This is a genomic window from Cupriavidus oxalaticus (assembly GCF_038900635.1).
Classification (GTDB): Bacteria; Pseudomonadota; Gammaproteobacteria; order Burkholderiales; family Burkholderiaceae; genus Cupriavidus; species Cupriavidus oxalaticus_B.
This window is the reverse complement of sequence record NZ_JAYMRX010000015.1, coordinates 159,399-179,783: the sequence shown is the minus strand read 5'-3', so window position 1 is coordinate 179,783 and position 20,385 is coordinate 159,399. Positions and strand designations below refer to the sequence as shown.

Sequence of the window (20,385 nt, the reverse complement as noted above, 5' to 3'; positions counted from 1 at the left end):
TCTGTGTGACCCTCGCGGGTCTCGCTCTTTCGAGCGGTCGCTCACTCTCAGAAAACTGACTGACCAGATCCGAAGACCCAGTCACGTTTTGCTGTGCGAGCACTGTATAACTTGTGAAGCCACACTGCCCGAAGACAGTGGCGTCCGCTACCCAGCGCCCACACTTATCGGTTGTTTGTTTGTTAAAGAACTTCGCTTGCCGGCTTTGCCGTTCAGCGCGCTGCGTTGTCTGCAGCAGAGAAACAAGATTATGCAGAGCTTTCTTCGTTTCGTCAACCAGTTCAGCAATCTTTTTTTGCTGCGGTCAGCGCTGCAAACCTCGCCGCGCCAACCTCCCGGTCGACCCCGCAACCCTTGCTGCGTCTGCCTTGCAGCGCCGCGTTGTGTGTTGCGAGGGGGCGAATATTAGGCCGGTTCCGCCGACCTTGCAACACCTTTGTCACAGCGCTCAGCTAAGAGATCGCGTGATTATGTCGTAACCCATTGAGCGATATAGGAAAATCCGAAAACAGCCAACGCGGCGGCCCATGAATACCCCCGCGCGGCCATCGGGTATTCCCCTATCAAGTTCTCAGCGATGCTGGAAATTGGGGGCGCGTTTTTCTACGAAAGCGGCCATGCCTTCCTTTTGGTCTTCACTGGCAAAGGTGGAATGGAACAGCCTGCGCTCGAAGTGCACGCCTTCGGCCAGCGTGGTTTCGTAAGCGGCGTTGACCGACTCCTTGATCATCATGACCACCGGCAGCGAGAACCCGGCGATGGTTTCGGCGGCGGCCAGCACTTCGTCCAGCAGCTTGTCGGCCGGCACCACGCGTGACACCAGGCCGGAGCGCTCGGCTTCGGCGGCGTCCATCATGCGCGAGGTCAGGCACAAGTCCATCGCCTTGGCCTTGGACACCGCGCGCGGCAGGCGCTGGGTGCCGCCGGCGCCGGGCATGGTGCCGAGCTTGACTTCCGGCTGGCCGAACCTGGCAGAGTCCGCCGCGATGATGATGTCGCACATCATCGCCAGCTCGCAGCCGCCGCCCAGCGCGTAGCCGGCTACGCCAGCGATCACCGGTTTGCGGATCTTGCGGATGGTTTCCCAGTTGCGGGTGATGTAGTCGCCCTTGTAGACGTCCATGAAGGAATACTTCGCCATCATGCCGATATCGGCGCCGGCAGCGAAGGCGCGGTCGCTACCGGTAATGACGATGGCGCCGATGCCCTCATCCTGGTCGAATGCCGTCAGTGCGGCACCCAGTTCATCCATCAGCGCGTCGTTGAGCGCGTTCAGCGCCTTGGGACGGTTCAGCGTAACCAGACCAACGCGGCCGCGCGTCTCGACCAGGATGTTTTCGTACGGCATGTCTTCTCCTATGTATTGGCAAACAGATGGCACCGTCGCCACCGGCTGCGGGCTATTCTGCCACCTGTCGTGGCGTGGCGTGGCGGCGCTAGTCCCGGTTCAGAGCATATGTGCCAGGAATTCCCGGGTGCGCGTATGGGCCGGCGCGCCGAACACCTCGGCGGGCGCGCCTTCCTCGAGAATCCTGCCTTCGTCCATGAACACGACGTGGTTGGCCACTTCGCGCGCAAACCCCATCTCATGCGTGACGACGAGCATGGTCATATGCTCGTCCGCCAGTTGCCGCATGGTGCGCAGCACCTCGCCGGTCAGCTCCGGATCGAGCGCGGAGGTCGGTTCGTCAAACAGCATGATGTCGGGCTCCATCGCCAGCGCTCGCGCAATCGCCACGCGCTGCTTCTGTCCGCCGGACAGCCGCGCCGGATAGTTGTCCCGCTTGGCCAGCAGGCCGACCTTGCGCAACAGTTCCTCGGCCTTGGGCACCGCCGCGCCGCGCGACAGCCGCTTGACGGTCATGGGTGCCTCGATGATGTTCTGCAGCACCGTCATGTGCGGGAACAGGTTGAACGACTGGAACACCATGCCCATCTTGCGGCAGATGCGGCGGACTTCCGCCTCCGGCACGTACTTTGAGGCACCGTCGGGGCCAGCGGCCGCCAGCGACTCGCCTTCGATGTCGATGGTGCCGCGGTCGATCACCTCGAGGTGGTTCAGGCAGCGCAGCAAGGTGCTCTTGCCCGAGCCCGACGGCCCGATCACCGCGGTGACATCGCCCTTGCGCAGCGTCAGCGAGACGCCGCGCAGGACCTGCAGCGATCCGAACGACTTGAAGATGTCCCGCGCCGCGATCATGATGCCGGGCGCGTGGTCAGGGGTGGCGCTGTTCGGGCTAGTCATCATGTTTGGCATAGCGTTTTTCGAGATTCTGGAAGAACCAGGTCAGAATCAGCGTCATCACCAGATAAAACAGCGCGGCGACCAGGAAAGGCGTGGTCGTGAAATCGCGCTGCACGATGCCGCGCGCGGTGCGCAGGATATCGTTGAGGGCCAGCACGTAGATCAGCGACGTGTCCTTGATCAGCGTAATGGTTTCGTTGCTGACCGGCGGCAGGACGCGGCTGACCATCTGCGGCAGCACGACCCGGCGCATGGTCTGGAAGTACGTCATGCCCAGCGCCTTGCTGGCTTCGTACTGGCCACGGTCAACGGACTTGATCCCGGCGCGGAAGATTTCCGCGAAGTACGCGGCATAGTTGAGCGCGAACGCCACCACCGCGGCGGGAAAATCGGGCAGCCGCACGCCGATGACCGGCACGAACGGCAGCGCAAAATAGATAAACAGCATCTGCAGCATCAGCGGCGTGCCGCGCATCAGCCAGATGTAGCCATTGACCGCACTGCTCAGCAGCGGCCATGACGAGATGCGCGCCAGCGCCAGCGCAAGCCCCAGCGGCACCGACAGGGCAAGCGTGATGACGAACAGGGTGAGCGTGACTTTCGCCCCCTGCGCCAATGGCCCCAGTAGAGATAAGACGTAATCCATGTTCGGGCGAACGGAAGGAGGAAGGATTTCAGGCAGCGGGCCAATGTGCGGCCAGCGCGAGAGTCCGGAAGGAGCGCAGCGCCCTGCCTGAACCGCGCAGGGCGCCACGAAGCGCCTGGATTACTTGGTGATATCGGTGCCGAACCACTGGGTGGCGATGCGGGCGGCGGTGCCGTCCTGCTTCATCGATGCCAGGGTCTTGTCGAGCTTGCCGAGCAGTTCGGCGTCATCCTTGCGGACGCCGACGCCGTATTCCTCGGTACCGAAGTTCTCTTCCAGCACGCGGTATTCGCCGGCGCGCTTGCTGATCAGGTAGCGGCCCACCACTTCATCGACCACGATCGCGTCAAGGCGGCCGGCGGACAGGTCCATCAGCGCCGTCACGTTGTCGCCGAAGGTCTTGAGTTCCTTCAGGCTGGCGGCGATCTGGCCCTCCTTCTTGATGGCATCCACCGCGCTGCTGCCATCCTGCGCGCCTACGATGCGGCCGGCCAGGTCGGCCTTGGCCTTCACGGGCGAATTGGTGCCGACGATGACGATCTGGTGGTTGGTCATATAGGGCGCGGTAAAGCTGATGTTCTTCTTGCGCTCGTCGGTGATAGTCAGCCCGTTCCACAGCACGTCCACGCGCTTGCCGTTCAGCTCGGCCTCCTTGGCACTCCAGTCGATCGGCTTGAACTCGACGGCCATGCCGAGACGGCGGCTTGCCTCTTTCGCCATATCGATATCGAAGCCGACGAGTTCGTTATTGGTATCGCGGAAGCCCATGGGCGGAAAATTGTCATCCAGGCCGACGATGATCCTGGAGGCGGCGGCGTTGCCCGTGCTGGCGGCGGCCGGCGCGGATTCTTGCTTGCCGCACGCGGCAAACAGCGCCACGGACGAAACCAAAAGGAGTGCTGCGAACTTCTTCATAGGGGAGATCCAGTGCGAAAAGGCAAAAAGGGCGTAATCAGTGAAACAGTCTTGCGTGCCGGTGCGCACACGGGCACCAGCGATGCTGCAATTGTTGTTGGCAGCGCGATTATAGAGCGACACGGAGTGCCGGCATTGCGGTCGCCACCCCGATTGAGGAACGCGATCGCGGGTTAGTACTAATAAGGCACCTCGGTCCGACGCCCTTAGGCTGAGCGGCTGGCGCACGCCCCTGGCATTTAGTGCTACCATTTGCCGACCGACTGGTCGGTTTATTTTAGCGGCGCCAGCCCCGCGCCGACCGCAGAAAACCAGGCAGGAGACAAACATGCCCCCGATGTCCACGCCCGCTGGCCAACCGGTCAGCCTCGATGCCGGCCCCATCCTGCTCCAATGGCAGGGGTCCGTCGCGGTGATCACGCTGAACCGCCCTGACAAGCTCAACAGCTTTACCCGCGAGATGCACAAGGCGCTGCAGCAGGCACTTGACCATGTCGAGGCCGGTGGCGCGCGGGCGCTGCTGCTGACCGGCGCCGGCCGCGGCTTCTGCGCCGGGCAGGACCTGGCCGACCTGGATTTCACGCCCGGCCAGATGACCGACCTGGGCGAACTGATCGATACCTGGTTCAACCCGCTGATCCGCCGGCTGCAGGCACTGCCGCTGCCGGTGGTGGCGGCCGTCAACGGCACCGCTGCTGGCGCCGGCGCCAACCTGGCGCTGGCCTGCGACATGGTGCTGGCCGCCCGCTCGGCCAACTTTATCCAGGCCTTCGTCAAGATCGGTCTGGTGCCGGATTCCGGCGGCACCTGGCTTTTGCCCAAGCGCATCGGCATGGCGCGCGCGCTGGGGCTGGCGATGACCGGCGAGCGCCTGTCCGCCGAAGAGGCCGAGAGGTGGGGCCTGATCTGGGAAGCCATGGACGATCCGCTGCTGCCCGAGCAGGCGCTGGCGCTGGCCACGCACCTGGCCGGGCAACCCACCCGGGCGTTGGCCGCGATCAAGCGCGCCATGTACGCCAGCGGCACCGCCGGCCTCGATGCCCAGCTCGACCTGGAGCGCGACCTGCAGCGTGACCTCGGCCAGTCCGCGGACTATGCGGAGGGCGTCAATGCCTTCCTGGAAAAGCGCGCCGCCCGCTTCACCGGCAAGTAAGAAGCGTCCCGAGGCGCCGGCGCGGCGCCACCCCGCCCCCCAAGGAGACAGCGTTGCACAAGGACCCCCAGGCCCTCGCCGAAGCGGCCGCCGCCGCCATGTATGAAGCCGACACCTGCAGCCGCTGGCTCGGGATCACCGTCGAAGCAGTGCGCCCCGGCTATGCCCGGCTGACCATGCCGGTCCGCAACGAATTCCTGAACGGGCATGGCATCTGCCATGGCGGCCTGATGTTCACGCTGGCCGATTCGACTTTCGCATTCGCCTGCAACAGCCATAACATCAATACCGTGGCAGCCGGCTGCAGCATCGAATTCCTCAAACCCGTGCACGGCGGCGACGTCCTGACAGCCGAAGGGATCGAGCAGACCCTGTCGGGCCGCCACGGCATCTACGACATCCGCGTGACCAATGCCGCCGGCGAGGTGGTGGCGATGTTCCGCGGCAAGTCGGCGCAGATCAGGGGCCATGTCGTGCCGCCGGATACCGTCGCCTGAAAGCAGCAGTCACCAAGATAACCGCCCCCGTGCAGGAGACGACATGAGCACGCGCCTGACCGATCTGCCCCTGGACCCGATCGAGACCGCCAGCCGCGCCGAGCTGCAGGCGCTGCAGCTGGAGCGGCTGAAATGGTCGCTCCACCACGCCTACGCCAATTCGCCGGTGTACCGTCGCAAGTTCGACGAGGCCGGCGTCCATCCCGACCAGCTGCAATCGCTGGCCGACGTGGCGCGCTTTCCGTTCACCAGCAAGCAGGACCTGCGCGACAACTACCCCTTCGGCATGTTCGCCGTGCCGCAGGACCGGGTGGCGCGCGTGCATGCCTCGTCCGGCACCACCGGCAAGCCCACTGTGGTCGGCTACACGCTCCGGGACATCGATAACTGGGCGACGGTGATGGCGCGCTCGATCCGGGCCTCCGGCGCGCGCCGGGGCGACAAGGTGCATATCAGCTACGGCTACGGGCTCTTTACCGGCGGGCTGGGCGCGCACTACGGCGTCGAGAAAGCCGGCCTGACGGCGATCCCGTTCGGCGGCGGCCAGACCGAGCGCCAGGTCCAGCTGATCCTGGACTTCAAGCCTGAAATCATCATGGTCACGCCCAGCTACATGCTGGCGATCGCCGATGAGTTCGAGCGCCAGGGCATCGACCCGGCCAGCAGCTCGCTGCGCGTGGGCATCTTCGGCGCCGAGCCGTGGACGCCGGAAATGCGGCTGGCGATCGAGAAGCGCATGGGCATTTCCGCGGTCGACATCTATGGCCTGTCCGAGGTGATGGGCCCGGGCGTGGCCAACGAATGCGCCGAGACCAAGGACGGCCCGACCATCTGGGAAGACCACTTCTACCCCGAAATCATCGACCCGGACACCGGCGAAGTGCTGCCTGACGGCGAATTCGGCGAACTGGTCTTTACTTCGCTGACCAAGGAAGCGATGCCGGTGGTGCGCTACCGGACCCGCGACCTGACCCGCTTGCTGCCGGGCACGGCGCGGCCGGCCTTCCGCCGCATGGAGAAGGTCACCGGCCGGACCGACGACATGATGATCGTGCGCGGCGTCAATGTGTTCCCGTCGCAGATCGAGGAACTGATCCTGAAACAGGCCGAACTGGCGCCGCACTACCAGTGCGTGCTGGGCAAGGACGGCCACATGGATACGCTGACGGTGCGTGTGGAATGCGCCCATGGCTGCGAGCCGGCGCGCGCGCAGGCCGCGCGCGAGCGGCTGGCGCACGAGATCAAGTCATATATTGGCGTCACGGCCGGGATCGAGGTGCTGCCAGAGGGCGGCATCGAGCGCTCGGTGGGGAAGGCCAAGCGGATCGTGGATCAACGCCCGCGCTGAAATCCGCCGGTTTGCTCCCCTCGCCCGCTTGCGGGAGAGGGGCCGGGGGAGAGGGCCGGCGCATGGCAAGCATGATGACGCGCCACTTCGTGGAGACTCCTGCCCTCTCCCCCGCCCCTCTCCCATAAATGGGCGAGGGGAGACAACATTCGTAGTTTTAGCTTCGTCGACGGTCAGCTGCGCGGCATCAGCACCCACATCCTGCCGCCCTGCTTCATCCGTCCCGCGGTCTCGCCGGCGGCATCGCCAGCCCCCCAGAAGAAGTCCGCGCGCACGCCGCCCTTGATGGCGCTGCCCGTATCCTGCGCGAACATCAGCCGCTGGATCGGCTCGGTCGACAGCGGGCGCGTGGTCGACAGGAACACCGGCACGCCCAGCGGGATGGTGGCGGGATCGACCGCGATCGAGCGCTCGGCGGTCAGCGGCACGCCCAGCGCGCCAACCGGGCCGTCATTGTTCGGCGGCAGTTCGCGGAAGAACACAAAGCGCGGGTTGACGTTCAGCATCTCGTCGACGCGCCCCGGGTTGGCCCGGGCCCACGCCTTGATGCCCTGCATGGTGGCCTGCGCCGGCGTGATCTCGCCGCGGTCCAGCAGCCATTTGCCGAACGAGCGGAACGGCTGGTCGTTGGTGCCGCCGAAGCCGACCCGCATCACGGTGCCGTCCGCCATGCGGATCCGGCCCGAGCCCTGGATCTGCAGGAAGGCGGCCTCGACCGCGTCATCCACCCACACCAGCTCGCTGCCGCGCATGGCCGGGTTCTGCAGCAGCTCAGCGCGGCCCGGCAGCGGGCGGTTGCCGAACTGCGCCGGCTTGCGGTACAGCGGCACCTGGAAGCGCCCCTGGCGCGTGCGCGAGCCGTGCAGGATGGGCTCGTAGTAGCCGGTGATCAGGCCGCTGTCGGTGCCGTCGCCGTTGACCACGCGGAATGGCTGGAAGTTGGTCTCGAAGTAGGCGCGCATGGCGCTGAGGTCGCCGGCGTCGACCATCATGCCCGCGGCGCAGGCGCGGCTCCACTCGGCGCGCTTCTTCAGCGCCTGGCAGCTGGCCTGCAGTGCGGGCCAGGCCGCGCGCACGTCATCCTGGGTCCAGCCGCCGATCTCGTTCCAGCTGGCGGCCTGCAGCTGGCCCTTCTGGGTCGACGAAGCTGGCGGCGTGGTGCCGGACGGGCCGGTCTCGATACGCGGCGGCGGGCCGCTCATGCAGCCGGCCAGCAGCACGCCGGCGCCGGCAAGCGCCAGCCAGGCACGGGCACGGGCGCCGACGGGCGAAGTGAAACCTGGGAGAGAAATCGAAAGGGAATCCGCGTATGCCATCTTGCTTGTTGTTCAGTGTCCCGCGACCGGTGCCGGCCCGGCAGCGATCGTACCGGGCAGTTGCCCTACAATCCCACCGTCATCTGTCATTGCCACTGCCGCATCCACCATGAGCAAGTTCTTCGAAGCCCATCCCATGCTGCTGTTCGCCCTCGAGGCCGGCGTGGCGCTGTTCCTGCTGATTTTTATCGTGGTCTGGACCATGGGCACGGCCAGGAAGAACCCGCGTCCGACCCGCGCACCCGACAACCACCCCTCGCGGCAGCCGCAAGAGCCGACGCAGGGCCGGCAAACGCCGGCGCAGGAACAGGACAGCGCGAAGCGCCAGTAGGTTCCCGCTCCCCCGGCCTCCCGGCCGGACGCGCCGCGCTCAGTGCAGCATGCGCGGCAGCACCAGCGCGAATTCTGGGATCGGCACCTCGAAGCGGTGGCCGTCCTCGGCCACGCAGAAATACTCGCCCTTCATTGAGCCGACCGGCGTCGAGATGGTGGCCCAGCTGGTGTACTCGAAATGCTCGCCCGGCTTCAGCAGCGGCTGGTGGCCCACCACGCCCAGGCCGGCGACTTCCTGCGTGCCGTTGTCGCTGTCGGTGATGATCCAGTGGCGCGAGATCAACTGCGCCGCCACCTCGCCGGTATTGTGGATGGTGATGGTGTAGGCGAAGGCATGGCGCCCGCGCTCGGGGTCGGACTGGTCCGGCAGGTACTGGGTGCGCACCGACACGGAGAAGGCGTACTCGCTCATCTTGGGCAGGGCCGGCGGCAGGATCGGCCGGCAGGGAAATGGGTAGCCGCATTGTGCGGGATGGGCGCGGGACGGGCAAGAGCGCCGGCCGGACGCGATCGCGCCGGGCGGGCGTAGAATATCGGTCTTTCAACGCCGTGCCGCCCGCCGTGCGCCCGGCCGCCCCCGCCCTTACCGGCCTTGCGGCGGCGCCTCCGGCCCGCCGCAGCGGCGATAACAGCATTCCCTGCATTCACCGCGCGCCATCATGACCCAGCCCACCTTCCGCATCGCCCCCTCCATCCTGTCCGCCGACTTTGCCCGCCTGGGCGAGGAAGTCCGCCGCGTGACCGAGGCCGGCGCCGACTGGATCCACTTCGACGTGATGGACAACCATTACGTGCCCAACCTGACCGTGGGCCCGCTGGTGTGCGAGGCGATCCGTCCCCACGTGACCGCCCCCATCGACGTGCACCTGATGGTGCGCCCGGTGGACCGGATCATCCCGGACTTTGCCAAGGCCGGCGCCAATATCATCACCTTCCACCCGGAAGCCAGCGAACACGTCGACCGCTCGCTCGCACTGATCCGCGATAACGGCTGCCAGGCCGGCCTGGTGTTCAACCCGGCCACCCCGCTGCACCACCTGGACCACGTGATGGACCGCCTGGACGTGATCCTGCTGATGTCGGTCAACCCCGGCTTCGGCGGCCAGTCGTTCATCCCCGAGACGCTGAACAAGCTGCGCGCCGTGCGCCAGCGCATCGATGAATACACCGCCCGCACCGGCCGCACCATCCTGCTGGAAGTGGACGGCGGCGTGAAGGTCGACAACATTGCCGAGATCGCCGCGGCCGGCGCCGACACCTTCGTGGCTGGCTCGGCCGTATTCGGCAAGCCGGACGCCGACGGCGGCTACCGCGGCATCATCTCGGCGCTGCGCGGCGAACTGGCCAAGGCCGGCCAATGACTACCGGCGTGGCACTGCGCCGCACCGACTGGAGCGGCATCGAAGGGGTGATCGTCGACCTGGACGGCACCATGGTGGATACGGCGGGCGACTTCCACGCGTCGATCAACGCCATGCTGCTGGCGCTGGGCCGCCAGCACCCCAACCTCGGGCCGGTGGCGCCGATGTCCGAGCAGGAGATCGTCAGCTACGTCGGCAAGGGTTCGGAAAACCTGATCCGGCGCGTGCTCGACGCGCGCTTCTCGCCGCTGCACGCCAACAGCTTCTTTGCCGATGCCTACGCGCTGTACGACCGCGAGTACATCCGCATCAACGGCCAGTTCTCGCAGGTCTACCCTGGCGTTCGCGAAGGCCTGGCGGCGATGAAGGCGGCCGGGCTGCGGCTGGCCTGCGTGACCAACAAGCCCTACAGCTTCACCGAGCCGCTGCTGGCCAAGACCGGGCTGGCGCCGTATTTCGAGCTGGTCTACGGTGGCGACGCCTTCCAGCTGCGCAAGCCGGACCCGTTCCCGCTGCTCAAGGTGGCGGAGGTGTTCAGGCTCGATCCGTCGGCGATGGCGGCCCTTGGCGACTCGGAAAACGACGCCCAGGCAGCCCGCGCGGCGGGCATGGGCGTGCTGCTGGTGCCCTATGGCTACAACCATGGCAATCCTGTACAAGCCGTCGAAGCCGATGGTATAGTCGACACCATTGCCCACGCCGCAGCGCTGTTCGCGGCACACCGGGCAGGTCATCGCTAAGGTCGCTCTCAACAAGGTCGGTCCCAGGATCGATCGCGACTGAAGCGACTGAAATCCCTGAACATTCAATGTTTCTCAACCGCAAACGCATCTCTTCTGGCAGTGATCGGCAGGCTTGGCCCTGGCGTCGCTGGCGCGCCTCCCAACAGGCGTAAAGTGCGTTCGCGAGTCTGCTGACGCGCTCTCTACCCGAGGGCGTCGTTACAACCGGCTGAGGGATCCAAACCCGTGCCGGGCATCCCACCCAAACCCGCAAAAGCCAGCGTAGCTGCGATTCTCTGCTACGTTTAGCTCAAGAACGCGCCGCACGCCCTTCCCCGGCCGTGTGCAGTCTTGTCCGCAACTTGCCTGCACCACGGCCCGCCAGACGGGGCGGGTATCCATTCGCTCCAGCCTGATTGCCGAACTGCGGCGCCGCGCCCAACCTCATCGCGCAGCGACGCCGCACAAAAGGACCGCAAGAGGACCGACATGACCGAACTGGAATTCAAATCGCTGGCCGACCAGGGCTACAACCGCATCCCGCTGATCGCCGAGGCCTTTGCCGACCTGGAAACGCCGCTGTCGCTGTACCTGAAGCTGGCCCAGTCGCAGACGCGCGGCGTCAACACCTTCCTGCTGGAATCGGTGGTGGGCGGCGAGCGCTTCGGGCGCTATTCCTTCATCGGCCTGCATGCGCGCACGCTGCTGCGCGCCTTCGGCAACCGCACCGAGGTGGTGACCGACGGCAAGGTGGTGGAAACCAACGAAGGCAATCCCCTCGACTTCATTGGCGAGTTCGAGAGCCGCTTCAAGGTGGCGCTGCGCCCGGGCCTGCCCCGCTTCTGCGGCGGCCTGGCCGGCTACTTCGGCTACGACGCGGTGCGCTATATCGAAAAGAAGCTCGCCGACACGCAGAAACCCGACGACCTGAACCTGCCCGATATCCAGCTGCTGCTGTGCGAAGAGCTGGCCGTGATCGACAACCTGTCGGGCAAGCTCTACCTGATCGTCTACGCCGACCCGACCACGCCCGAAGCCTATCCTCGCGCCCGCCAGCGCCTGCGCGAGCTGCGCATGAAGCTGCGCCAGCCGGTGGACGTGCCGGTGACCAGCCCGTCGGTGCAGACCGAGGTCTACCGCGAATTCGCCAAGGCGGACTACCTGACCGCGGTGCACAAGGCCAAGGAATACATCATGGCCGGCGACATGATGCAGGTGCAAATCGGCCAGCGGCTGATGAAGCCTTACCGCGACTCGCCGCTGTCGCTGTACCGCGCGCTGCGTTCGCTGAACCCGTCGCCGTACATGTATTTCTATAACTTCGGCGATTTCCAGGTGGTGGGCGCGTCGCCGGAAATCCTGGTGCGCCAGGAGGAACGCAAGGTCGGCACCAATAGCGACACCCGCAGCGAACACATCGTCACCATCCGCCCGCTGGCCGGCACCCGCCCGCGCGGCAATACGCCGGAAAAGGACGCCCAGCTTGCCACCGAGCTGCTGAACGACCCAAAGGAAATCGCCGAGCACGTGATGCTGATCGACCTGGCGCGCAACGACATCGGCCGCATTGCCGAGACCGGCTCGGTCAAGGTCACCGACAAGATGGTGATCGAGAAGTACTCGCACGTGCAGCATATCGTCAGCTCGGTCGAAGGCACGCTGCGCGAAGGCATGAGCAACCTCGACGTGCTGCGCGCGACCTTCCCGGCCGGCACGCTGTCGGGCGCGCCCAAGGTGCATGCGATGGAGATCATCGACGAGCTGGAGCCGCGCAAGCGCGGCATCTATGGCGGCGCGGTGGGCTACCTGTCGTTCGGCGGCGAGATGGACCTCGCCATTGCCATCCGCACCGGTATCATCAAGGACGGCAACTTGTATGTGCAGGCCGCCGCCGGCATCGTTGCCGATTCGGACCCCGAAGCCGAATGGAGGGAAACCGAAGCCAAGGCGCGCGCCGTGATCCGCGCCGCCGAGCAGGTCCAGGATGGCCTGGACTCCGATATCTGAGAGAACAGGAGACAGACGCCATGCTGCTGATGATCGACAACTACGATTCGTTCACCTACAACCTGGTCCAATATTTTGGCGAACTGGGCGTGGACGTGCGCACCTACCGCAACGACGAGATCACCATCGAAGAGATCGAGGCGATGAAGCCCGACCACATCTGCGTATCGCCCGGCCCGTGCAGCCCCAAGGAAGCCGGGATCTCGGTGGCGACGCTGCAGCACTTTGCCGGCAAGGTGCCGATGCTGGGCGTGTGCCTGGGCCACCAGGCCATCGGCGAGGCGTTCGGCGGCAAGGTGATCCGCGCCAAGCAGGTGATGCACGGCAAGGTCAGCACCATCGAGACCACGCAGCAAGGCGTGTTCAGCGGCCTGCCCAAGCACTTCGACGTGACGCGCTATCATTCCCTGGCGATCGAGCGCGAGACCCTGCCCGATTGCCTGGAGATCACCGCCTGGACCCCGGACGGCGAAATCATGGGCGTGCGCCACAAGACGCTCGCCATCGAAGGCGTGCAGTTCCATCCCGAATCGATCCTGTCCGAGCATGGCCATGCGATGCTGGCCAACTTCGTCAAGGCGCCGCGATGAGGCTGCTCGACTCTGCGCCTTCCAGCACCCATCACGCCATCCAGACTGTCAACGAGAACGCCATGATCACGCCGCAAGAAGCCCTGACGCGCTGCATCGAGCACCGCGAAATCTTCCATGACGAGATGCTGCACCTGATGCGGCAGATCATGCAGGGCCAGATCTCGCCGGTGATGGCCGCCGCGATCCTGACCGGCCTGCGCGTCAAGAAGGAAACCATCGGCGAGATCTCCGCCGCCGCGCAGGTGATGCGCGAATTCGCCAACAAGGTGTCGGTGAAGGATCGCGAGAACTTCGTCGATATCGTCGGCACCGGCGGCGATGGCTCGCATACCTTCAATATCTCGACCGCTTCGATGTTTGTCGCGGCCGCAGCCGGTGCGAAGATCGCGAAGCACGGCAACCGCGGCGTCAGTTCCAAGTCGGGCAGCGCCGACGTGCTCGAGGCGCTGGGCGTCAACATCATGCTGACGCCCGAGCAGGTCGGCCAGTGCATCGAAGAGACCGGCATCGGCTTCATGTTCGCGCCCACGCACCATCCGGCGATGAAGAACGTGGCGCCGATCCGCAAGGAAATGGGCGTGCGCACCATCTTCAATATCCTGGGCCCGCTGACCAACCCGGCCGATGCGCCCAATATCCTGATGGGCGTGTTCCATCCTGACCTGGTCGGCATCCAGGTGCGCGTGATGCAGCGCCTGGGCGCCAGGCATGCGATTGTCGTCTACGGCAAGGACGGCATGGACGAGGTGTCGCTGGGTGCCGCCACGCTGGTCGGCGAGCTGAAGGACGGCGAAGTGCGCGAATACGAGATCCATCCGGAAGACTTCGGCCTGTCGATGATCTCCAACCGCGGCCTGAAGGTGGCCGATGCGGGGGAATCGAAGGAGATGTTGCTCGAGGCGCTGTCCAACGTGCCGGGCACGCCGCGCGAGATCGTGTCGCTGAACGCCGGCACCGCGCTGTATGCCGCCAACGTCGCCGACTCGGTCGAAGACGGCATCCGCCGCGCGCGCGAGGCCATCGCCAGCGGGGCTGCGCGCGAGAAGCTCGACCAGTTCGTGCGCGCCACGCAGCAGTTCAAATAAGAGGCGCAGATATGTCAGATATCCTGGAAAAAATCCTGGCCGTGAAGGCCGACGAAGTGTCCGCCGCGCGCAAGAAGCGCGACCTGCCCAGCCTGCGCGCCGAGGCCGAGAGCCTGGGCACCGAAGCCGACCTGGCGCCGCGCGGTTTCGAGCGCTCGCTGCGCGACAAGATCGCCGCTGGCCATGCCGGCGTGATCGCGGAGGTGAAGAAGGCTTCGCCGTCGAAGGGCGTGCTGCGCGAAAATTTCGTGCCCGAGGCCATCGCCGAGAGCTATGCCACGCACGGCGCCGCCTGCCTGTCGGTGCTGACCGACGTGAACTTCTTCCAGGGCCATGCCGATTTCCTCAAGCGCGCGCGCGGCGCCTGCCCGCTGCCTGCGCTGCGCAAGGACTTCATGGTCGACCTGTACCAGGTCTACGAGGCCCGCACCTGGGGCGCCGACTGCATCCTGCTGATCGTCGCCGCGCTCGACCATGGCCTGATGGCCGAGCTCGAAGCCTGCGCGCTGGAACTCGGCATGGACGTGCTGGTGGAGGTCCACGGCGACGATGAGCTCGAAGCCGCGCTGCGGCTGAAGACACCACTGCTCGGTGTGAACAACCGCAACCTGCGCACGTTCGAGGTATCGCTGGACAATACGCTGGACCTGCTGCCGCATATCTCGGCCGACAAGCTGGTGGTGACCGAATCCGGCATTCTCGGGCCGGCGGACGTGAAGCGCATGCGCGATGCCAATGTGCATGCGTTCCTGGTGGGTGAGGCGTTCATGCGGGCGCCGGATCCGGGGGTGGAGTTGGCGCGCTTGTTTGCCTGAGGGCCGTTTTCCGGCCGTGCGTTAAAGCAAGCGCTGCCGCATTTCTGCTCCCCTCTCCCGCCCGCGGGAGAGGGGTTGGGGGAGAGGGCAGGCGTGTGCCTCGCGATATGGCGTGTCAGTACACGACCTCCGGCCCTCTCCCTAACCCTCTCCCGCAAGCGGGAGAGGGGACCGGCTGGTGGTGATTGGGAAATCATCGCCCGATCCAACTCCTTGAATTCCCACCCGCCATGCCGCAAGAAATCGAACTCAAACTCGCCGTCCCCGACGCCGCCCTCGCCCCGCTGGCCGCCTGGCTCGACGCCAACGGCCAGCCGCAAGGCGAAGCGACGCTGCTCAACGTCTACCTCGACACGCCGGCGCACGACCTGGCCCAGTCCCGCGCCGCGCTGCGCCTGCGGCGCAAGGGCGCGCAATGGCTGCAGACCCTGAAAACCGCTGGCAGCAGCCAGGGCGGACTGGCCGCGCGCAATGAATGGGAAACCGGGATCGCCGGTGAGGCGATCGAGCTGCAGACCTTTCCCGCTGAAGCGCAAACCATGCTCGCGCCACTGGTCGGCAAGCTGGCACCGGTGTTCCGCACCGACTTCGTCCGCCGCACCTGGATCGTCACGCAGGACGGCGCCCGCATCGAGGCGGCGCTGGACTCCGGCACCATCACCGCACCGGCCAGCGCCGTGCAGGAACGCATCCAGGAACTCGAACTGGAATGGCTCGACGGCGACGCCGCGCACGCGGCCAATGCCCTGCGCGCCTTTGCCGCAAGGCTTGCCGCCGTGGCCGCGCTGGTGCCGTCCGACCTCAGCAAAGCCGCGCGCGGCTACCGCCTGGCGGGAATCGCCGAAGGCAAGGCGTCATAATCGCGGTTTTTCCCGCCAGGCATTCCTCACGCATGCAAGCCGATCTCTTCGCCGCCGAAGCGCCACGCGCGCCCGGCGAGCCCTCCCCCGCCGCCAGCCTGCAGGCCCAGGCCGATGCCCTCCCCGCCGCCTGGCGCGCACTGCTGGCGCCCTGCATCACCGTGCCGGCATGGCAGGAACTGGCCGCCTTTGTCGATGGCGAACGCGCCGCCGGCAAGCCGGTGTTTCCGCACCACGTCTTCCACGCGCTGCACCTGACGCCACCGGATGCGGTCAAGGTGGTGATCCTGGGCCAGGATCCGTACCACGGCACCGGCACGGTCGGCGGCGTGGAGCTGCCGCAGGCGCACGGCCTGGCGTTCTCGGTGCCGGAAGGCATCAAGGTGCCGCCGAGCCTGCGCAATATCTTCAAGGAAATCGCCGCCGAATTCGGCACGGATGGCGCCTCGCCGCGCATTTCGGGCAACCTGGAAGGCTGGGCACGCCAGGGCGTGCTGCTGCTCAACACCGTGCTGACGGTCGAGCAGGGCCAAGCCGCCAGCCACGCGCGCCGCGGCTGGGAAGCGGTCACCGACTGCCTGATCCACGCGCTGGCGGCGAGCCGCCCGAACCTGGTGTTCATGCTGTGGGGCAGCCACGCGCAGGCGAAGAAGCCATTGCTGGGCGACGGTCACCGCGTGCTCGAAGCGCCGCATCCCTCCCCGCTGTCGGCGCATCGCGGCTTTCTCGGCTGCGGCCATTTCCGCGAAGCCAACCGATGGCTGGAAACCCACGGCCGCACGCCGGTCGACTGGACCGCCGCCTGATCCGCTAGATCGTCGGCCGGAACTCGAAACCGGCAAACTCCCCTTCCCCGGAGCCGACCTCGACAAACGTCACTTGCGCCGCGGGCGGGCCCGTTTCCATCCACGCCTGCAGCGCTTCGAGCTGCTTGACCGTGCCGTGCGCCATCACCTCGACGGTGCCGTCGACCCGGTTGCGCACCCAGCCGCCCAGCCCGAGTTCGTCCGCCGCGTCCGCGCAAGCGGCGCGATAGCCAACGCCCTGCACGCGCCCATGCGCGACCAGCCGCCAGGTTGCCTTCTTCATGGCCGTTTCCCCGTGAGCGCACGCCAGGCGTGCGCGTTCTGTCATCGACACCAAGTAAACTAGACCGCCATGCCGGGCGTTACAAAGGGATGCGCGCCGCCCGGCGTGATCAGCGTGGAGCCGGCGGCATGCGGGCTATGCCATGGTCCGCCGGGGCCGCGAACCCGGGGCAGGCCACAAGCCTTCGCCCTGCCAGCCCCACACAGCTCGACACAGCCAGAGAAGCGCCATGATGCCACCCGCCAACCGCCGCGCGGACCTGCCCGCGCCTGGCTTCGACAGCCAGCTGCTGCGCGCGCCGCCCAACCGCTTCGACCTGGCGCTGCTGCCGATCATCCTGGCCGTGATCGTGATGATCGCGTTCGCCGCGCAGCAGATGAATGCCCCGTTCCACCCCGACCAGCAGCTGGCGGTGCACCTGGACGTGGCCTACCTGCCCTACTACCTGATGCGCACCAGCATCCGCATGCTGGCGGCGCTGGCGGCATCGCTGCTGTTCTCGCTGGCGTTCGCGGCGCTGGCGTCCAAGAGCCGCACCGCCGAGAAGGTGCTGGTGCCGGCGCTGGATATCCTGCAGTCGATCCCGGTGCTGGGCTTCCTGTCGATCACGGTGACGGGTTTTATCGCGCTGTTCCCCGGCAATATCGCCGGCGTGGAATGCGCGGCGATCTTTGCCATCTTCACCTCGCAGGCATGGAACATGGCGTTCAGCCTGTACCAGTCGTTCCGCACCATCCCGGGCGACCTGCTGGAAGCCGCGGCCATGTTCCGGCTCTCGCCATGGCAGCGCTTCTGGCGGCTGGAAGTACCGTTCGCGATGCCGGGACTGCTGTGGAACATGATGATGTCGATGTCGGGCGGCTGGTTCTTCGTGGTCGCGTCCGAGGCGATCTCGGTGTCGGGCCATGACATCCGCCTGCCGGGCATCGGCTCCTACATCGCGCTGGCGATCCAGCAGCAGGACCTGGCCGCGATCGGCTGGGCCATCCTGGCGATGCTGGTCGGCATCCTGCTGTACGACCAGCTGCTGTTCCGCCCGCTGGTGGCATGGGCCGACCGCTTCCGCTTCGAGACGCTGGCGCAGGACAAGCTGCCGCAGTCGTGGCTGCTGGACCTGCTGCGGCGCTCGGCGTGGGTCGGCGCGCTGCTGGCGCAGACGGCGGCGTTGGCCTCGCGCACGCTGGCGTGGGGCGCGCGGGGGCGCTCGCATGCTGTCGCACCGCACGCCGATCCGCGCCGCGCGCAGTGGCTTGGCCGCTTACGTGATGCCGTGATCGTGCTGGTGGCGCTGGCCGCGCTGGTACGCGTCGGCTATTTCGTCCACAGCGAGGTCGGCTGGGCCGAAGTCGGCCACGTGCTGTGGCTCGGCACCATCACCATGGTGCGCGTGGTGGTGCTGATCGCGCTGGCGGCGCTGGTGTGGGTGCCGATCGGCATCCGCATCGGCCTGAACCCCGAGCTGGCGCGTGTTGCGCAGCCGGTGGCGCAGTTCCTGGCCGCGTTCCCGGCCAACCTGATGTTCCCGCTGGCGGTGATGCTGATCGCGCGCTTCGGGCTGAACCCCGAGATCTGGCTGAGCCCGCTGCTGATCTTCGGCACGCAGTGGTACATCCTGTTCAACGTAGTGGCGGGCGCTTCAGGCATCCCTACCGAGCTGAAGCTGGCGGCGCGCAATTTCGGGCTGCGCGGCTGGCTGCTGTGGAAGCGCTTCCTGATCCCGGCGGTATTCCCGAGCCTGCTGACCGGCCTGGTCACCGCCGCCGGCGGTTCGTGGAACGCCAGCATCGTGTCCGAGTACGTGACCTGGGGCGACCGCACCATCGTCGCCACCGGGCTCGGCAGCTATATCGCCGAGACCACCGCGCGCGGCGACTTTCCGCGCATCGCGCTGGGCATCGGCGTGATGGCGTTGTTCGTGGTCGGCTTCAACCGGCTGCTGTGGAACCGCCTGTACCAACTCGCGCAAGAGCGCACCCGCCTGTAATCACCATGGCCGAATACCTCAACCAGACCACCACCGCACCCGCCGTGATCGAGCTGCGCGGCGTCGGCAAGATCTTCCGCACTGCCAGCCAGAGCGACCGCGCCGTGCTTGAAGGCGTCGACCTGACGCTGCGCGAGGGCGAGATCGTCGCGATGCTGGGCAAGTCCGGCTCGGGCAAGTCGACGCTGCTGCGCATCATGGCCGGGCTGGTCGGCGCCGACCGGGGCGAAGTGCATTTCCGCGGCGAGCGCCTCGCGGGCACCGCCGAAGGCATCGCCATGGTGTTCCAGTCGTTCGCGCTGTTCCCGTGGCTGACGGTGCGGCAGAACGTCGAGCTGGGTCTCGAAGCGCAAGGCGTGCCCAGGGCCGAGCGCGAGCGCCGCGCCGAGGCTGCGATCGACATGATCGGGCTGGCCGGCTTCAACAGCGCGCTGCCGCGCGAGCTGTCCGGCGGCATGCGCCAGCGCGTGGGCATTGCGCGCGCGCTGGTGACCGAGCCCGACCTGCTGCTGATGGACGAAGCCTTCTCCGCGCTGGACGTGCTGACCGGCGAGACGCTGCGCGACGAGATGCTGGCGCTGTGGGAAAGCGGGCGCGCCAATATCCGCAGCATCCTGATCGTGTCGCACAACATCGAAGAGGCGGTGATGATGGCCGACCGCATCGTGATCCTGTCAAGCGATCCCGGCCGCATCCGCGCCGAGGTGCCGGTCACGCTGCCGCGCCCGCGCAACCGCGACAGCGCGCAGGTGCGCGCGCTGGTCGACGAGATCTACGCGCTGATGACCGCGCCGGCTGCCGAGGCACGGCTGCCGGCGCAGGCCCCCGCGCGCAAGATCGGCTACCGCTTGCCGGACGCCGATATCAGCCAGATGGAAGCCATCCTGGACCTGCTGTGCGAGGCGCCCTTCCACTGCCGCGCCGACCTGCCGCACCTGGCCGACGAAGCCGGCCTGACCGACGACGACCTGCTGCCCGCATGCGAGGCATTGCAGCTGGTGCAGCTGGTGTCGATCGAGGCCGGCGACATCAGCGCCACCGAAGCGGGCCGCGCGTACTATGCCGCCGGGCCGCAGCAGCGCAAGGCGATATTCGGCCGGCAGCTGCTCGCCAACGTCGCGCTGGCCGCGCATATCCGGCGTGAGCTGGTGGCGAGCGAAGCGGGCGAGATCGGCGAGGAACAGGTGCTGAACGAGCTTGAGCAGTTCCTGAAGCCGGCCGAGGCCGAGCGCGTGCTGAGCGTGGCGATCGGGTGGGGGCGGTATGGGGAGATCTTTGAGTACAGCTATAACAGCGGGATGTTGACGCTGCCGGAGGATGAGATGCCGGCTGGGCACGGGGCTTGAGCATGCCGCCGGTTTGCTCCCCTCTCCCACGCCAGTGGGAGAGGGGCCGGGGGTGAGGGCGGGCGGTACC

At 66.7% G+C, this 20,385-nt stretch carries 21 protein-coding genes; 14 read left to right on the top strand and 7 right to left on the bottom strand.

All coding sequences use genetic code 11. The features are described from left to right. Positions 1–571: 571 nt before the first annotated feature. The 4 genes from VSR71_RS22720 to VSR71_RS22705 all read right to left on the bottom strand — a co-directional run bounded on the left by VSR71_RS22720 (position 572) and on the right by VSR71_RS22705 (position 3,806). On the bottom strand, positions 572–1,348 hold the full coding sequence (locus tag VSR71_RS22720) for an enoyl-CoA hydratase (RefSeq protein ID WP_342916047.1): 777 nt from the start codon (positions 1,346–1,348) through the stop codon (positions 572–574). A gap of 99 nt (positions 1,349–1,447) precedes the next feature. Further along, positions 1,448–2,200: an amino acid ABC transporter ATP-binding protein gene (locus tag VSR71_RS22715; protein WP_342916057.1), complete on the bottom strand. Its 753-nt coding sequence runs from the start codon at positions 2,198–2,200 to the stop codon at positions 1,448–1,450. A gap of 37 nt (positions 2,201–2,237) precedes the next feature. Continuing rightward, positions 2,238–2,891 carry an amino acid ABC transporter permease gene (locus VSR71_RS22710; RefSeq protein ID WP_342916046.1) on the bottom strand — a complete coding sequence of 218 codons (654 nt, stop codon included), beginning with the start codon at positions 2,889–2,891 and terminating at the stop codon, positions 2,238–2,240. A 120-nt stretch (positions 2,892–3,011) separates the two neighbouring features. Continuing rightward, complete coding sequence (locus VSR71_RS22705) at positions 3,012–3,806, bottom strand: amino acid ABC transporter substrate-binding protein (protein ID WP_342916045.1); 795 nt, start codon at positions 3,804–3,806, stop codon at positions 3,012–3,014. A gap of 328 nt (positions 3,807–4,134) precedes the next feature. On the opposite strand from VSR71_RS22705, the gene paaG reads away from it, so the two are divergent. The 3 genes from paaG to paaK are packed head-to-tail and all read left to right on the top strand — an operon-like array spanning position 4,135 to position 6,804. Next, positions 4,135–4,959, top strand: a complete 825-nt coding sequence (gene paaG / locus VSR71_RS22700; protein WP_342916044.1) for a 2-(1,2-epoxy-1,2-dihydrophenyl)acetyl-CoA isomerase PaaG — start codon at positions 4,135–4,137, stop codon at positions 4,957–4,959. Between the two features lie 53 nt (positions 4,960–5,012). After that, positions 5,013–5,456, top strand: a complete 444-nt coding sequence (gene paaI / locus VSR71_RS22695) for a hydroxyphenylacetyl-CoA thioesterase PaaI (protein WP_342916043.1) — start codon at positions 5,013–5,015, stop codon at positions 5,454–5,456. A 43-nt stretch (positions 5,457–5,499) separates the two neighbouring features. Then, positions 5,500–6,804 carry a phenylacetate--CoA ligase PaaK gene (gene paaK / locus VSR71_RS22690; RefSeq protein ID WP_342916042.1) on the top strand — a complete coding sequence of 435 codons (1,305 nt, stop codon included), beginning with the start codon at positions 5,500–5,502 and terminating at the stop codon, positions 6,802–6,804. 173 nt (positions 6,805–6,977) lie between these two features. Here the strand turns inward: paaK and mltA are convergent, their stop codons facing one another. Beyond that, positions 6,978–8,120: a murein transglycosylase A gene (gene mltA, locus VSR71_RS22685; RefSeq protein ID WP_342916041.1), complete on the bottom strand. Its 1,143-nt coding sequence runs from the start codon at positions 8,118–8,120 to the stop codon at positions 6,978–6,980. A gap of 109 nt (positions 8,121–8,229) precedes the next feature. Here mltA and VSR71_RS22680 point away from each other — a divergent pair, with 109 nt between their 5' ends. Then, positions 8,230–8,451, top strand: a complete 222-nt coding sequence (locus VSR71_RS22680; protein ID WP_342916040.1) for a hypothetical protein — start codon at positions 8,230–8,232, stop codon at positions 8,449–8,451. 39 nt (positions 8,452–8,490) lie between these two features. Here the strand turns inward: VSR71_RS22680 and apaG are convergent, their stop codons facing one another. Then, a complete protein-coding gene (gene apaG / locus VSR71_RS22675) occupies positions 8,491–8,865 on the bottom strand; it encodes a Co2+/Mg2+ efflux protein ApaG (RefSeq protein WP_012353991.1) in 375 nt (124 codons plus the stop codon). 247 nt (positions 8,866–9,112) lie between these two features. Between apaG and rpe the strand changes: the two genes are divergently transcribed. From rpe to VSR71_RS22635, 8 genes are all read left to right on the top strand, one after another. Next, the gene (gene rpe, locus VSR71_RS22670) at positions 9,113–9,814 is read left to right on the top strand and encodes a ribulose-phosphate 3-epimerase (protein WP_209760958.1); all 702 of its coding nucleotides are present in this window, start codon (positions 9,113–9,115) and stop codon (positions 9,812–9,814) included. Then, a complete protein-coding gene (gph, locus tag VSR71_RS22665) occupies positions 9,811–10,554 on the top strand; it encodes a phosphoglycolate phosphatase (protein ID WP_342916039.1) in 744 nt (247 codons plus the stop codon). The genes rpe and gph overlap by 4 nt, the downstream gene beginning before the upstream one ends. A 471-nt stretch (positions 10,555–11,025) precedes the next feature. Beyond that, positions 11,026–12,543: an anthranilate synthase component I gene (gene trpE / locus VSR71_RS22660; protein WP_342916038.1), complete on the top strand. Its 1,518-nt coding sequence runs from the start codon at positions 11,026–11,028 to the stop codon at positions 12,541–12,543. A 20-nt stretch (positions 12,544–12,563) separates the two neighbouring features. Continuing rightward, positions 12,564–13,133, top strand: coding sequence for an aminodeoxychorismate/anthranilate synthase component II (locus VSR71_RS22655; protein WP_342916037.1), 570 nt, complete (start codon positions 12,564–12,566; stop codon positions 13,131–13,133). A gap of 62 nt (positions 13,134–13,195) precedes the next feature. Next, a complete protein-coding gene (gene trpD, locus VSR71_RS22650; protein ID WP_342916036.1) occupies positions 13,196–14,221 on the top strand; it encodes an anthranilate phosphoribosyltransferase in 1,026 nt (341 codons plus the stop codon). An 11-nt stretch (positions 14,222–14,232) separates the two neighbouring features. Continuing rightward, complete coding sequence (gene trpC, locus VSR71_RS22645; protein ID WP_342916035.1) at positions 14,233–15,036, top strand: indole-3-glycerol phosphate synthase TrpC; 804 nt, start codon at positions 14,233–14,235, stop codon at positions 15,034–15,036. A gap of 230 nt (positions 15,037–15,266) precedes the next feature. Further along, positions 15,267–15,896, top strand: coding sequence for a CYTH domain-containing protein (locus VSR71_RS22640; RefSeq protein WP_342916034.1), 630 nt, complete (start codon positions 15,267–15,269; stop codon positions 15,894–15,896). 32 nt (positions 15,897–15,928) lie between these two features. Next, complete coding sequence (locus VSR71_RS22635; protein ID WP_342916033.1) at positions 15,929–16,702, top strand: uracil-DNA glycosylase; 774 nt, start codon at positions 15,929–15,931, stop codon at positions 16,700–16,702. A 4-nt stretch (positions 16,703–16,706) separates the two neighbouring features. Here VSR71_RS22635 and VSR71_RS22630 read toward each other — a convergent pair whose 3' ends face one another. Beyond that, complete coding sequence (locus tag VSR71_RS22630) at positions 16,707–16,985, bottom strand: acylphosphatase (RefSeq protein ID WP_342916032.1); 279 nt, start codon at positions 16,983–16,985, stop codon at positions 16,707–16,709. A gap of 229 nt (positions 16,986–17,214) precedes the next feature. Here VSR71_RS22630 and VSR71_RS22625 point away from each other — a divergent pair, with 229 nt between their 5' ends. Next, on the top strand, positions 17,215–18,969 hold the full coding sequence (locus VSR71_RS22625; RefSeq protein WP_342916031.1) for an ABC transporter permease subunit: 1,755 nt from the start codon (positions 17,215–17,217) through the stop codon (positions 18,967–18,969). 5 nt (positions 18,970–18,974) lie between these two features. Then, complete coding sequence (locus VSR71_RS22620) at positions 18,975–20,315, top strand: nitrate/sulfonate/bicarbonate ABC transporter ATP-binding protein (RefSeq protein ID WP_342916030.1); 1,341 nt, start codon at positions 18,975–18,977, stop codon at positions 20,313–20,315. Positions 20,316–20,385: the final 70 nt, after the last annotated feature.

What these genes read in the sequence shown, in the direction of transcription:
- VSR71_RS22720 (WP_342916047.1), bottom strand. Translation starts at nt 1,348, where the DNA reads ATGCCGTACGAAAACATCCTGGTCGAGACGCGCGGCCGCGTTGGTCTG.
- VSR71_RS22635 (WP_342916033.1), top strand. Translation starts at nt 15,929, where the DNA reads ATGCAAGCCGATCTCTTCGCCGCCGAAGCGCCACGCGCGCCCGGCGAG.
- VSR71_RS22630 (WP_342916032.1), bottom strand. Translation starts at nt 16,985, where the DNA reads ATGAAGAAGGCAACCTGGCGGCTGGTCGCGCATGGGCGCGTGCAGGGC.
- VSR71_RS22620 (WP_342916030.1), top strand. Translation starts at nt 18,975, where the DNA reads ATGGCCGAATACCTCAACCAGACCACCACCGCACCCGCCGTGATCGAG.
- mltA (WP_342916041.1), bottom strand. Translation starts at nt 8,120, where the DNA reads ATGGCATACGCGGATTCCCTTTCGATTTCTCTCCCAGGTTTCACTTCG.
- VSR71_RS22680 (WP_342916040.1), top strand. Translation starts at nt 8,230, where the DNA reads ATGAGCAAGTTCTTCGAAGCCCATCCCATGCTGCTGTTCGCCCTCGAG.
- VSR71_RS22625 (WP_342916031.1), top strand. Translation starts at nt 17,215, where the DNA reads ATGATGCCACCCGCCAACCGCCGCGCGGACCTGCCCGCGCCTGGCTTC.
- trpE (WP_342916038.1), top strand. Translation starts at nt 11,026, where the DNA reads ATGACCGAACTGGAATTCAAATCGCTGGCCGACCAGGGCTACAACCGC.
- VSR71_RS22710 (WP_342916046.1), bottom strand. Translation starts at nt 2,891, where the DNA reads ATGGATTACGTCTTATCTCTACTGGGGCCATTGGCGCAGGGGGCGAAA.
- apaG (WP_012353991.1), bottom strand. Translation starts at nt 8,865, where the DNA reads ATGAGCGAGTACGCCTTCTCCGTGTCGGTGCGCACCCAGTACCTGCCG.
- VSR71_RS22715 (WP_342916057.1), bottom strand. Translation starts at nt 2,200, where the DNA reads ATGATCGCGGCGCGGGACATCTTCAAGTCGTTCGGATCGCTGCAGGTC.
- trpD (WP_342916036.1), top strand. Translation starts at nt 13,196, where the DNA reads ATGATCACGCCGCAAGAAGCCCTGACGCGCTGCATCGAGCACCGCGAA.
- paaG (WP_342916044.1), top strand. Translation starts at nt 4,135, where the DNA reads ATGCCCCCGATGTCCACGCCCGCTGGCCAACCGGTCAGCCTCGATGCC.
- VSR71_RS22655 (WP_342916037.1), top strand. Translation starts at nt 12,564, where the DNA reads ATGCTGCTGATGATCGACAACTACGATTCGTTCACCTACAACCTGGTC.
- rpe (WP_209760958.1), top strand. Translation starts at nt 9,113, where the DNA reads ATGACCCAGCCCACCTTCCGCATCGCCCCCTCCATCCTGTCCGCCGAC.
- trpC (WP_342916035.1), top strand. Translation starts at nt 14,233, where the DNA reads ATGTCAGATATCCTGGAAAAAATCCTGGCCGTGAAGGCCGACGAAGTG.
- VSR71_RS22640 (WP_342916034.1), top strand. Translation starts at nt 15,267, where the DNA reads ATGCCGCAAGAAATCGAACTCAAACTCGCCGTCCCCGACGCCGCCCTC.
- paaK (WP_342916042.1), top strand. Translation starts at nt 5,500, where the DNA reads ATGAGCACGCGCCTGACCGATCTGCCCCTGGACCCGATCGAGACCGCC.
- gph (WP_342916039.1), top strand. Translation starts at nt 9,811, where the DNA reads ATGACTACCGGCGTGGCACTGCGCCGCACCGACTGGAGCGGCATCGAA.
- VSR71_RS22705 (WP_342916045.1), bottom strand. Translation starts at nt 3,806, where the DNA reads ATGAAGAAGTTCGCAGCACTCCTTTTGGTTTCGTCCGTGGCGCTGTTT.